The organism is Rhodoluna sp. KAS3, assembly GCF_026000575.1.
GTDB lineage: Bacteria > Actinomycetota > Actinomycetes > Actinomycetales > Microbacteriaceae > Rhodoluna.
The window spans coordinates 594,778-607,926 of record NZ_AP026910.1 but is presented as its reverse complement, the minus strand read 5'-3'; the positions used below and the strand labels follow the sequence as shown (position 1 = coordinate 607,926).

The window sequence follows — 13,149 nt, the reverse complement described above, 5'->3', positions numbered from 1 at the left end:
TGTCCCTCTAATAATTAGTGATTGGAGTGTGGCATGCCTGAAATGTCGCCGTTCGAACGATTCAGTACTGCTCCGGCAGCATCTGGTCTATACGATCCAGCTTTTGACCGCGATGCCTGTGGCCTAGCCATGGTGGCAACTCTTCGCGGCACTCCTGGTCACGACATTGTCAAGACTGCCCTTACCGCCCTGACCAACCTTGAGCACCGAGGTGCTGTTGGTTCAGATGCAGGTACCGGAGATGGCGCTGGAATCCTTTCACAAATCCCAGATGCATTCCTACGCGCGGTGGCCGGGTTTGAGCTTCCTGCCAAGGGAACGTACGGTGCCGGTTTGGTCTTTATCGAAGAGGGCAGCGAGCAGTCAGTTGAGGCTGGCTTTGCAAACATTGCCGCTGAAGAGGGGATTTCAGTAATCGGATGGCGCGAGGTTCCAACCAATCCAGCCGTTCTCGGTGATTTGGCTCGCGAGGCCATGCCTACCATTCGCCAGGTATTCGTGACTTCAACCGATGGCGCAACCGACATGGATCTTGAGCGTCGTTTGTTCCGCCTGCGCAAGCGTTCTGAGCGTCAGCTGGGCGCTTACCACCCGTCGCTATCGGCAAGAACCATCGTCTACAAGGGCATGGTCACCACTCTGCAGCTTGAGCCGTTCTACCCTGACCTGAGCGACGAACGCTTTGAGTCAACGCTGGCCTTGGTGCACTCACGCTTCTCGACCAACACTTTCCCATCATGGCCTTTGGCTCACCCGTTCCGCATGATTGCGCACAACGGTGAGATTAACACCGTCAAGGGAAACCGCAACTGGATGCGCTCCCGCGAGGCACAGTTGGCCTCTGACCTAATCGGTGACATCGAGCCGCTGCGCCCAATCGTTACCCCGAGCGGCTCTGACTCAGCTTCGTTCGATGAAGTTGTTGAACTGCTTTACATGTCTGGTCGCAGCCTGCCTCACGCCATGATGATGATGATCCCAGAAGCCTGGGAGAAGCAGTCGGACATCGAGCCAAACCGCAAGAACTTCTACGAGTACCACTCAATGCTCATGGAACCGTGGGACGGCCCAGCAGCAGTGGTATTTACCGATGGCGCCCTGGTTGGTGCCACCCTTGACCGAAACGGTCTTCGCCCTGGTCGCTACCTAATCACCGATGATGGCTTGGTTGTTCTTGCCTCTGAAATCGGTGTTGTTGACATTGACCCAAGCAAGGTCGTTCGCAAGGGACGCCTGCAGCCTGGCCGCATGTTCTTGGCTGACACCGTTAACGGTCGCTTGATTGATGACGACGAAATCAAGGCCGAAATCGCCTCGCTCGAACCATGGGGCGAATGGCTAGAAGAAAACCGCATCAAGCTTTCCGAGCTGCCTGAGCGTGAGCACATTGCCCACACTGTTTCATCGGTAAACCGCCGCCAGCGCACCTTCGGCTACACCGAGGAAGAGCTTCGAATTCTGGTTGCGCCAATGGCCCGCACCGGAGCCGAACCACTGGGCGCCATGGGTTCAGACACTCCGATCGCAGCTATTGCTGAGCGTCCGCGCGTTTTGTTCGACTACTTCGTGCAGCAGTTTGCCCAGGTCACCAACCCGCCACTGGACTCAATCCGTGAAGAAGTTGTCACCTCTCTAAGCACTGGAATTGGCCCAGAGCTGAACCTGCTATCAGCAACTCCAAAGCACGCTCAGCAGATCATTGTTGAGTTCCCAGTTTTGACCAACGACGAGCTTGCCAAGATTCAGCACATCGATGAACGACCTGGCGTAGGCAAGGCTTACACCGTGCGCGGCACCTACCGTGTTGCCGATGGTTCCGGTTCACTCGCTGCGCGAATCCGTGAAATCTGCGAAGAGGTTTCTGCGGCAATCACCGACGGCGCAACCTATCTTGTGCTGTCAGACCGCGACAGCAACCGCGAGATGGCACCGATTCCTTCATTGCTACTCACCTCGGCTGTACACCACTTCCTGATCCGCAAGGGGCAGCGACCTAAGGTCGGTTTGGTTGTTGAGGCCGGAGACGTTCGCGAAGTTCACCACGTGGCTGCCTTAATTGGTTACGGCGCTGCGGCGGTAAACCCGTACCTGGCTCTTGAGTCAGTTGAACTTATGGTCAAGAACGGTCAGCTTGCTGGTTTGACCATTGAGAAGGCTCAGTACAACTTGGTCAAGGCACTCGGTAAGGGTGTTCTAAAGATCATGTCAAAGATGGGCATCTCTACCGTTTCGTCTTACGCTGGCGCCCAGTGTTTTGAGGCCATCGGTCTTAGCCAAGAGTTCGTTGATGCGTACTTCACCGGCACCGTAAGCCAGCTTGGCGGTATCGACATCGATGTTATTGCTGACGAAAACAGCAAGCGTCACGCTAGCGCCTACCCACTCGACGAGGCTGTAAACCCTCACGTGGCTCTAGAAACCGGCGGCGAGTACCAGTGGCGTCGCGAAGGCCCACCGCACCTATTCAACCCTGAAACTGTTTTCAAGCTTCAGCACTCAACCAGAAACAAGCGTTACGACATTTTCCGCGAGTACACCAAGGCGGTAGATGACCAGGCCGAGGGGCTTATGACTCTGCGCGGCTTGTTTACCCTGCGCGAGGGCGTTCGCCCATCAGTGAACATCGATGAGGTTGAGCCGGTCTCAGCAATCGTCAAGCGTTTCTCTACTGGAGCGATGTCATACGGCTCGATTTCACCAGAGGCACACGAGACTCTTGCGATTGCCATGAACCAGCTGGGTGCAAAGTCAAACACCGGTGAGGGTGGCGAGGACGTGGAGCGTCTTCTTGACCCAACTCGCCGCTCAGCAATTAAGCAGGTTGCTTCTGGGCGCTTTGGTGTGACCAGCATGTACCTGACCCACGCTGATGACATTCAGATCAAGATGGCTCAGGGAGCTAAGCCAGGTGAGGGTGGCCAGCTGCCACCAAACAAGGTTTACCCTTGGATCGCAAAGACCCGTCACTCAACACCGGGTGTCGGTCTAATTTCGCCACCGCCGCACCACGACATTTACTCAATTGAAGACCTAAAGCAGTTGATCTTCGATGTGAAGCGTGCCAACCGCGAGGCTCGAGTACACGTCAAGCTGGTATCGCAGGTCGGTATCGGAACTGTTGCTGCCGGTGTTGCAAAGGCAAAGGCAGACGTAATTTTGGTTTCGGGTCACGACGGTGGTACCGGCGCCAGCCCGATGAACTCTCTCAAGCACGCCGGAACCCCATGGGAACTTGGTCTTGCTGAGGCGCAGCAAACTCTGCTGGTCAACGGCCTTCGCGACCGCGTGTCTGTGCAGGTAGACGGCCAGATGAAGACCGGTCGAGACGTAATCATCGCAGCTTTGCTAGGTGCTGAGGAGTTTGGTTTTGCCACCGCTCCGCTAGTCGTTGAAGGCTGTATTTTGATGCGCGTATGCCACCTAGACACTTGCCCAGTTGGTGTTGCGACTCAAAACCCAACCCTGCGTTCACGCTTCACTGGTAAGCCTGAGTTCGTCGTCAACTTCTTTGAGTTCTTGGCTCAAGAGGTCCGTGAGTACCTCGCTGCGCTTGGATTCAAGTCGCTTGACGAAGCAATCGGTCACAGCGAGCTCATCGACGTCAACCGTGCGATTGATCACTGGAAGGCTGACGGACTGGACCTAACTCCAATCCTGGCTACACCATCGCTTCCTGAAGGTGCTTCACTGCGTCGCATCACAGTTCAGGACCACGAGCTTGAAAAGCACTTCGACCACAAACTGATCGCAGCATCTGCGGCAGCTCTTGAAAACGCTCAGCCAGTCAAGATCGAATTGGACATCACCAACGTTGATCAGGCTGTTGGAACCATGCTTGGCAACGAGCTGACCAAACGCTACGCAGCCGACGGTCTTCCAGCTGGAACAATCGACGTTCGCCTAAAGGGTTCAGCCGGTCAGTCTTTTGGTGCGTTTGTGCCTAAGGGCATCAAGCTAACCCTTGAGGGTGACTCAAACGACTACGTAGGTAAGGGCCTTTCGGGCGGTACCATCGTGGTTCACCCAAGCAAGTCGAGCCTGTTTGCTGCTGACCAGAACATCATCGCAGGTAACGTAATCGGCTATGGAGCAACCAGTGGCCAGATGTACCTGAACGGTATTGTCGGTGAGCGCTTCTTGGTTCGTAACTCTGGCGTAACTGCTGTTGCTGAAGGCTGTGGTGACCACGCACTTGAGTACATGACCGGTGGTGTTGCAGTAATCCTGGGCAAGACCGGCCGTAACCTCGGTGCTGGAATGTCCGGTGGTGTTGCCTACGTCTACAAGCTCCGCGGCGACCACGTAAACCACGATGCCCTTACTGCTGGCGAACTTACCCTCGAGCCTTTGGCGGCAGAAGACAAGGCCAAGCTGAAGTCAGTACTTGAGCAGCACCTTGCTGAAACCGGTTCGCAGGTTGCCAAGGGAATCCTTGACAACTTCGACGGCGAGTCTGAGCACTTCACTCGTGTATTGCCTCGTGACTACGCAAACGTTCTATCAATTCGTGCCAAGGCAACCGCAAATGGCATTGACCCAGACAGCGAATCTGTTTGGAAAGAAATCTTGGAGGTCACCAATGGCTGATCCACGCGGATTCCTGAAGACAACTGAGCGAGAGACCGCTACTCGCCGCCCAGTTGCCGTTCGCATCATGGACTGGAAAGAAGTCTATGAAAAGCGCGATTCTGCAGTTGTTGCCCGTCAGGCCAGCCGTTGCATGGACTGCGGTGTGCCGTTCTGCCACCAGGGATGCCCGCTTGGCAACCTGATTCCAGAATGGAATGACCTTACCTGGCGCGAAGATGGCAAGAGCGCCATTGAACGACTCCACGCGACCAACAACTTTCCTGAGTTCACCGGTCGCCTGTGCCCAGCTCCTTGCGAGAGCGCCTGTGTTCTAGGCATCAACCAGCCTGCCGTGACGATCAAAGAGATTGAAGTTTCAATCATCGACCAGGCCTTCGAGCAGGGCTGGGTTGCTCCACACGCTCCTGAACGACTAACCGGAAAGACCGTTGCGGTCATCGGTTCTGGACCAGCTGGTCTGGCCGCTGCCCAGCAGTTGACCCGCGCTGGCCACACCGTGGCAGTTTATGAGCGCGATGACCGTATCGGTGGTCTACTTCGCTACGGAATCCCTGATTTCAAGATGGAGAAGCACCACATCGATCGTCGTGTTGCACAGATGGAAGCTGAGGGAACTCGTTTCCGCACCGGCGTAAACATCGGCACCGACATCACCTGGGAAGACCTACGCTCACGTTACGACGCTGTTTTGGTTGCCACCGGAGCTTCTAAGCCACGTGACTTGAACATCCCAGGTCGCGAACTTGATGGTGTGCACTTTGCCATGGAATATCTCGTGCAGGCCAACAAGGTAGTGGCTGGGGACACTGTCGATAACCAAATTCTGGCCGGTCACAAGAACGTTGTGATTCTTGGTGGTGGAGACACCGGTGCGGACTGCCTTGGTACTGCAACCCGCCAAGGAGCAATTTCGGTCACCACTTTGGCGATTGGCAAGCAGCCTCCGGTTGAACGCCCATCGAACCAGCCTTGGCCAATGATGCCAACTCTGTTCGAAATGGCATCGGCCCACGAAGAAAATGGCGAGCGAACCTACTTGGCTTCGACCGTAGAGTTCGTTGGCGAGAACGGTAAAGTTACCGGAGTCAAGGTTGCGGAGACCGAATTCGTAGATGGAAAGCGTCTTCCGAAGGCCGGTACCGAAAGAATCATTCCTGCCGACCTAGTATTGCTTGCGCTTGGTTTCACTGGCGTTGAGGGTGATGAACTGCAGGAGCAGTCATCCATCGAACTCGACGCTCGCGGAAACGTGGCGCGTGCCGGTAACTGGGCAACAAACGCTGATGATGTGTTTGTAGCTGGAGATGCCGGCCGAGGCCAGAGCCTAATCGTTTGGGCCATCGCTGAAGGTCGCGCTGCAGCAGCCTCGATCGATGCCTACCTAGTCGGTCGCACCGAGCTACCAAGCCCGGTAAAGCCTACCGACCGCCCACTTTCAATCACTTACTAAGTTCAATCAAAAAACAAGAAAAGGTACCCATGAGACGCGCAAAAATTGTTGCCACCCTCGGTCCAGCAACCTCTACCTATGAGTCAATTCGCGCAATCATCGAAGCGGGTGTCGACGTTGCCCGCATGAACCTAAGCCACGGTAGCTACGACGTTCACGAAGAGATTTACCGCACCGTTCGCAAGGCCGCTGCCGACCTAGACAAGCCAGTTGGTGTCTTTGTTGACCTTCAGGGACCAAAGATCCGTTTGGCCCGTTTTGTTGACGGCCCACACATGCTAGAAAAGGGTGACGTATTCAAGATCACCATCAACGAGGTTGAGGGCACCAAAGAAATTTGTGGCACCACATTTAAGGGCCTGTGCGGCGACGTAAAGCCTGGAGATTTGCTACTTATTGACGACGGTAAGGTCACCCTGCGTGCCACCGAAGTTACCGAAGACACAGTTACCACCGTCGTAGACGTTCCTGGTTACGTATCAAACAACAAGGGCATCAACCTCCCAGGTGTTGCAGTTAACGTTCCAGCGCTTTCAGACAAGGATGAAGAGGACCTTCGCTGGGCAATTCGTCTTGGCGTCGACATGATCGCACTTTCATTCGTTCGTAATGCAACCGACATTGTTCGCGTTCACGAGATCATGACCGAGGAAGGCAAGTTCTTGCCGGTCATCGCGAAGATTGAAAAGCCACAGGCAGTAGACGCACTCGAAGAAATCATCGATGCATTCGACGGCATCATGGTTGCCCGTGGTGACCTTGGTGTTGAGCTTCCATTCGAAGACGTTCCTCTTGTTCAGAAGCGTGCTGTTGAGCTTGCACGCCGCTGGGCAAAGCCGGTAATCGTTGCTACCCAGATGCTTGAAACAATGATCGAGAACTCACGCCCAACCCGCGCTGAGGCCTCTGACGTTGCCAACGCAATTCTTGACGGAGCAGACGCTGTGATGCTTTCTGGCGAGACCTCAGTGGGTAAGTGGCCAGTCGAGACCGTACAGGCTATGGCTCGCATCATCGAGTCAACCGAAGCAAACGGTCTAGACCGCATTCCGGCACTAGGTACCCGCCCACACACTCACTCAGGAGCTGTATCACTAGCCGCGGTTGAAATCGCCGAGCTTTTGGGCTCAAAGTATGTTTGCGTATTTACCGAGTCTGGTGACTCACTCCGCCGCGTATCACGCTTGCGCTCATCTGTGCCTACCATCGCGTTCACACCAAGTGAGACAGTTCGTAACCGCATGTCACTGGTTTGGGGTGCTCACACCTATTTGGTCGCACCGGTAAAGCACACCGATGAAATGATGCACCAGGTCGATGAAATCGTAATTGCTGAAAAGCTAGCCAAGGTTGGCGAAGAAGTCGTGGTTGTAGCTGGAACCCCACCGGGCATCCCTGGCTCAACCAACTCGCTTCGCGTTCACCGCGTGGGCGATGCCGTAAATGGCGCCGCACCTGGTTACCAGAGCAAATAGTCAAAAAGAAATCCCTCAGGAAATTTCCTGAGGGATTTCTTTTATTTGTGCCGAAGGCGGGACTTGAACCCGCACTCCTTTCGGAAAAGCATTTTGAGTGCTCCGCGTCTGCCATTTCGCCACTTCGGCCGGCAACAAAAGAAAATACTACCTGAAGAAACTCGAGTTCATGAAACTGAGCGTTTTGAAATAGGCTAGAGGCCATGACAGATGCAGCAAAGAAGCGCACAGTAATCGTTGCCGAAGACGAATCACTGATTCGTATGGACATCGTTGAAACCCTGAAAGAACACGGATTCGACGTACTAGCCGAAGCAGGCGATGGCGAGCAGGCCGTGGCCCTGGTTCGTGACCACAAGCCCGATCTTCTGGTTATGGATATCAAGATGCCGAACATGGATGGCATTACTGCGGCTGAGCAGCTTGCTGATGCCAAAGTTCCAATTGTTCTGCTCACTGCGTTCAGTCAGAAAGAATTAGTTGATCGTGCCAGCGAAGCTGGTGCAATGGCTTACGTCGTGAAACCGTTCACACCTAATGACCTATTGCCAGCCATCGAAATTGCTCTCAGTCGCCACGCTCAAATCACCGCACTTGAGTGTGAGATTTCTGACCTCAATGAACGGTTTGAAACTCGCAAATTGGTTGACCGAGCCAAGGGTCTTCTGAACGAGAAGATGGGCTTGTCGGAACCGGATGCATTCCGTTGGATTCAAAAGGCTTCTATGGACCGTCGTTTGACCATGCAGGAAGTTGCCACCACTGTTATCGAGCAGCTGGGCACACCAAAAACTGGAGCCTAGTTTTTCTCTTTCAAGAAATTAGTAATTCGCACAGTTGAGAGCCTTCGACCCTGCTCATCTGAAATCACGATCTCGTGCGTGGCAAGGGTTTTTCCGAGACTAAGTGCGGTGCAAACAGCGATAACTTTGCCAGTGGTTGCCGGCCGACTGTGACTGGCGTTTACCTCAATACCCATGGCAACTTTGTCTGGATGCGCCCAAACGTTTGCTGCAAAGCTTCCTAGGCTCTCACCCAGCACTACGTGAGCGCCTCCGTGGAGCACGCCTAGAGGCTGTGTGTTGCCTTCAACCGGCATAGTTGCAACAGCCCGCTCAGCGGAAAGTTCCAGCAGTTCAATTCCCATTTTTTCGGCTAGCGCGCCCAGACCGCGCAACTGAAGTAACTCCTGTGCGGCCTGGCTGTACTTTTCTGATTCCGAAGACACCGATTGCTCCTTGGCTGAAGGTTTAGGCAAAGTAGGCTTGCCTCTATGAACGCTAATCCAAAGCCTACCCTCCTGCTAATCGACGGGCATTCACTGGCATTTCGTGCTTTTTACGCACTAAGCCCAGATAGCTTCAAGACTTCGGATGGGCAGCACACCAACGCCGTTCACGGCTTTATTTCGATGCTGCTAAACATTCTGCAGGCAGAGAAACCAACCCACTTGGCTGTTGCGTTCGACCTTTCCAGAAGTTCATTCCGAACCGAGGAGTATCCCGAGTACAAGGGCACCCGCGGAGAAACCCCGCCGGAGTTTGTCGGGCAAACTGAGCTGCTTCAAGAAGCACTGGCCGCGATGAACATCCGGACCATCACTCGTCCGAATTTTGAGGCTGACGATATCATCGCTAGCCTCGCCGATCAAAGTGCCGATAAGGGCTTCGATGTTTACGTGGTTTCTGGTGATCGCGATACTTTCCAACTAATCAGCGATCGCACCACAATTTTGTATCCGGTAAAGGGCGTGCTGAATCTGGCCAGAATGGACGACGCTGCGGTTCTAGAAAAGTACGGAATTCACGCCAAGCAATACCCAGATCTAGCAGCACTCGTTGGAGAGACCTCCGATAACCTGCCGGGCATTCCGGGCGTAGGCCCAAAGACCGCGGCCAAGTGGCTGCAGCAACACGGAGACCTCAACGGTGTACTAGCCGCTGCTGAGCAAATTACTGGAAAGGTGGGCGAGAGCCTTCGAGAGCACCGAGAACTTGCGGTCCGCAATCGCCGCTTGAACCATCTGGTCCGCGACCTAGACTTTGACTTCACCCAGGATGACCTGAGCCTTGGTGCGGTAGACGAGGACCAGGTTCGCGCAGTATTTGCCAAGCTGCAGTTCAAGTCACTCACCGAGCGAGTTCTCAAACTCCGTGGAGCCAATGGTTCACAGACCAGCGATGGGTCGAAGTCCGAGGCAGCCGGAACATCTTCTGCAGTAAGCGCCTTCAACGAGTCTTTTGCCACCCCAACAGCTGTTTTCGATGAGGTATCAGTGCCGGAGGTTTCAGTGGTTGGCTCTGATGAGCTGACTGCTTGGTTAAAAGAGCAGCACGGCACCATCGGGGTGGCCTTTGAATTTGCCAACGATGCCGTGAGCAGTGTTGGTTTTGCAACCGAGGCGCTCAGAAAACTTTGGGCCCCAACCAGCTCTGAAGAGTTGCAGAACGTGCTCGGCGGTTGGCTTGCCGACTCAACCGTGGCCAAGGCGCTGCACGGCGCTAAGGACGTCAATAAACGCCTGCTGGACCTTGGACTGACTGCGAGCAGCGTGGACTATGACCCGCTCCTGATGGCATATCTGCTGAACCCGGTAGGTAAGAATTTCAGCCTTGACGAACTGGCTCTTGAGTATCTGGGAATGGTGGTTAAGCGCTCGGACCCAAATCAGTTGATCGCCGACGAGGCCACCGATGTGTCCCTCGATGCATTTTTGACTAGCATGCTCAGCCCAAAACTGTTCAAACTGCTCGAGGAGCAGAATCAGCTCAGGGTCTATGCCGAAGTTGAGCTACCTACGGTTCGGTCGCTGGCCCAAATGGAACATCTGGGTGTTGCAGTAGATCAGGCCAAACTGCAGGCGCTGTTTGAACGCCTGTCCGCAGAGGTGGCCGAGATTGCCAAGCAGGCCTACGCCATTATCGGGCGTGAGGTTAACCTGGCCTCGCCCAAGCAATTGCAGACAATTTTGTTTGATGAACTGGGAATGACCGGCACCAAGCAGGTCAAAACTGGATTCTCGACAAACGCAGCCGCACTGAACGAATTGTTTGAACAGACCCAACACCCGTTTCTCGAGCGATTGCTCGAACACCGCGAAGTCACCAAGATCCGTCAAATTGTAGAAACCATGCTGAAGGCAATCGGGGCAGACGGTCGCATTCACACAAATTACGTGCAGACTGGCACCTCGACCGGGCGTCTTTCCTCAGAAAACCCAAATCTCCAGAACATCCCGATTAAGAGTGAGCGCGGTCGAGAGATTCGCGATGCGTTTGTGGTTGGCACGGGTTTTGAGACCCTGTTGACTGCTGACTACTCGCAGATCGAAATGCGAATCATGGCTCACCTGTCAGAGGATGAGGGCATTATCGAAGCCTTCAAAACTGGTGAAGACCTACACAGATTTGTCGGTGCGCGTATTTTCGGCGTTGCGCCAAGCGAGGTTACCTCGGCGATGCGCTCGAAGGTAAAGGCTATGAGCTACGGCTTGGTCTACGGACTCAGCGAGTACGGACTGGCTAAGCAGTTGCGCATTCCGAACGCCGAGGCCAAGCAATTGATGGCCGACTACTTTGCCCGATTCGGGGGAGTGCGGCGGTACCTAGCCTCTGTGGTTGATGAAGCAAAAACCCTCGGATACACGGCGACTACCTTTGGTCGTCGTCGCCCTTTCGAAGACCTAAACAGCAAGCTCTTCCAGGTACGTGAAAACGCACGACGAGCCGCCCTGAACGCACCGATCCAGGGAACCGCGGCAGACATCATGAAACTGGCCATGAACCAGATCTCTGAGTCGCTGGCGACTGAAGGCTTTGCGAGCCGCATGCTTTTGCAAGTCCATGACGAATTGGTCTTTGAAGTGGCAGCCGGAGAGCTAGAAAAACTCAAGGCCATGGTTACCGACAAAATGGCTAATGTTGTCGAACTTTCGGTGCCGCTAGAAGTTCAAATTGGTATCGGAAAGAGCTGGGATCAAGCTGGCCACTAGCCTGTAGAACCGCTAGGATTGGAGGGTGTGTATTTTCGTACGCACTAAATCCATTGTCGGATCAGACTCCTTGGAAAAGCCAAGGATGTTCTGGCGCGACCAGAGAATTGCCCGTTAAGAGTAAAAATAAATATGACCACCAAATCAACCAAGCAGATCGCTGTAAACGACATCGGTTCTGCAGAAGACTTCCTTGCAGCTGTAGAAGCAACTCTGAAGTTCTTCAACGACGGCGACCTAATCACCGGAACCGTTGTAAAGATCGACCGCGACGAAGTTCTACTTGACGTCGGTTACAAGACTGAAGGTGTAATCCCTTCTCGTGAACTTTCAATCCGCCACGATGCAGATCCATCAGAGATCGTTAGCGTTGGCGATGCAGTAGAGGCACTTGTTCTTCAGAAGGAAGACAAGGAAGGCCGTCTAATCCTTTCAAAGAAGCGTGCACAGTACGAGCGCGCATGGGGCGACGTCGAGAAGATCAAAGAAGCAGACGGCACCGTCAATGGTGTGGTTATCGAAGTTGTTAAGGGTGGTCTGATCGTAGACATCGGCCTTCGTGGCTTCTTGCCTGCATCGCTCATCGAGCTTCGCCGCGTTCGCGACCTAGGCCCATACCTAGGCCAGAAGGTTGAAGCCAAGATTCTTGAGCTAGACAAGAACCGCAACAACGTTGTGCTTTCACGTCGCGCTCTGCTAGAAGAGTCACAGTCTGCTTCACGCAGCACCTTCCTAGCTGACCTTGCTAAGGGCCAGATCCGTACCGGTGTTGTTTCATCGATCGTAAACTTCGGTGCATTCATTGACCTTGGTGGCGTAGACGGTCTAGTTCACGTATCTGAGCTTTCATGGAAGCACATTGAGCACGCTTCAGAGGTCGTTGAGATCGGTCAGGAAGTTACTGTTGAGGTTCTAGAGGTAGACCAGGAGCGCGAGCGCGTTTCACTATCTCTAAAGGCAACTCAGGAAGACCCATGGCAGGTATTCGCTCGTACCCACGCAATCGGACAGTACGCTCCAGGTAAGGTAACCAAGTTGGTTCCTTTCGGTGCATTCGTTCGCGTTGCAGACGGCATCGAGGGTCTTGTTCACATCTCAGAGCTTTCTTCAAAGCACATCGAGCTAGCCGAGCAGGTTGTTTCAGTGAACCAGGACGTATTCGTCAAGGTCATCGACATCGACCTGGACCGTCGCCGCATTTCACTATCGCTAAAGCAGGCTAACGAAGAGGTAGACCCAGAGGGCACCGACTTCAACCCTGCGCTTTACGGTATGGCTGCAGACTACGACGAGAACGGTACCTACAAGTACCCAGAGGGCTTCGACGCAACCACCAACGAGTGGAAGCCAGGCTTCGAGGAAGCTCGCACCAAGTGGGAGAAGGAATACGCTGAGGCTCACGCCCGTTGGGAAGAGCACAAGAAGCAGGTTGCAGCCGCAAACGAGGCAGCAGCTAAGCTTCCTGAGGCTCCAGAGGCATCAGCAGCAGCATCTTCAAGCAGCTACTCAAGCGAGTCATCAGAGTCAGGCACCCTGGCATCAGATGAGTCACTTGCAGCTCTTCGCGACAAGCTAAAGAGCGCAGAGTAACAACTGCTCTAAAAATGGAGGTCGGCCGAATGGCCGGCCTCCATTTTTGTTTA

Annotated in this window: 7 protein-coding genes and 1 tRNA gene; 6 read left to right on the top strand and 2 right to left on the bottom strand. The window is 54.2% G+C overall.

Annotated elements, in window-relative coordinates; all coding sequences use genetic code 11:
- Positions 1 to 33 precede the first annotated feature (33 nt).
- Genes gltB through pyk form a run of 3 tightly spaced genes read left to right on the top strand, consistent with a single transcriptional unit; the run spans position 34 to position 7,515 of the window.
- On the top strand, positions 34 to 4,587 hold the full coding sequence (gltB, locus tag OO731_RS03020) for a glutamate synthase large subunit (protein ID WP_264890599.1): 4,554 nt from the start codon (positions 34 to 36) through the stop codon (positions 4,585 to 4,587).
- Positions 4,580 to 6,040, top strand: a complete 1,461-nt coding sequence (locus tag OO731_RS03015) for a glutamate synthase subunit beta (protein ID WP_264890598.1) — start codon at positions 4,580 to 4,582, stop codon at positions 6,038 to 6,040. The genes gltB and OO731_RS03015 overlap by 8 nt, the downstream gene beginning before the upstream one ends.
- A gap of 29 nt (positions 6,041 to 6,069) precedes the next feature.
- Positions 6,070 to 7,515 carry a pyruvate kinase gene (gene pyk / locus OO731_RS03010; RefSeq protein ID WP_264890597.1) on the top strand — a complete coding sequence of 482 codons (1,446 nt, stop codon included), beginning with the start codon at positions 6,070 to 6,072 and terminating at the stop codon, positions 7,513 to 7,515.
- A gap of 48 nt (positions 7,516 to 7,563) precedes the next feature.
- On the opposite strand, the gene OO731_RS03005 is transcribed toward pyk, so the two are convergent.
- A tRNA-Leu gene (locus OO731_RS03005) sits at positions 7,564 to 7,644 on the bottom strand.
- Between the two features lie 74 nt (positions 7,645 to 7,718).
- On the opposite strand from OO731_RS03005, the gene OO731_RS03000 reads away from it, so the two are divergent.
- The gene (locus OO731_RS03000; RefSeq protein WP_264890596.1) at positions 7,719 to 8,318 is read left to right on the top strand and encodes a response regulator; all 600 of its coding nucleotides are present in this window, start codon (positions 7,719 to 7,721) and stop codon (positions 8,316 to 8,318) included.
- Here the strand turns inward: OO731_RS03000 and OO731_RS02995 are convergent.
- Positions 8,315 to 8,662, bottom strand: coding sequence for a hotdog fold thioesterase (locus OO731_RS02995; RefSeq protein WP_138276046.1), 348 nt, complete (start codon positions 8,660 to 8,662; stop codon positions 8,315 to 8,317). The genes OO731_RS03000 and OO731_RS02995 overlap by 4 nt on opposite strands.
- Before the next feature lie 126 nt (positions 8,663 to 8,788).
- Between OO731_RS02995 and polA the strand changes: the two genes are divergently transcribed.
- Both polA and rpsA read left to right on the top strand, forming a co-directional pair.
- Positions 8,789 to 11,506 (top strand): DNA polymerase I, encoded by a 2,718-nt coding sequence (gene polA, locus OO731_RS02990; protein WP_264890595.1) that lies wholly within the window; start codon positions 8,789 to 8,791, stop codon positions 11,504 to 11,506.
- A 132-nt stretch (positions 11,507 to 11,638) separates the two neighbouring features.
- A complete protein-coding gene (gene rpsA, locus OO731_RS02985) occupies positions 11,639 to 13,096 on the top strand; it encodes a 30S ribosomal protein S1 (protein ID WP_138275331.1) in 1,458 nt (485 codons plus the stop codon).
- Positions 13,097 to 13,149: the final 53 nt, after the last annotated feature.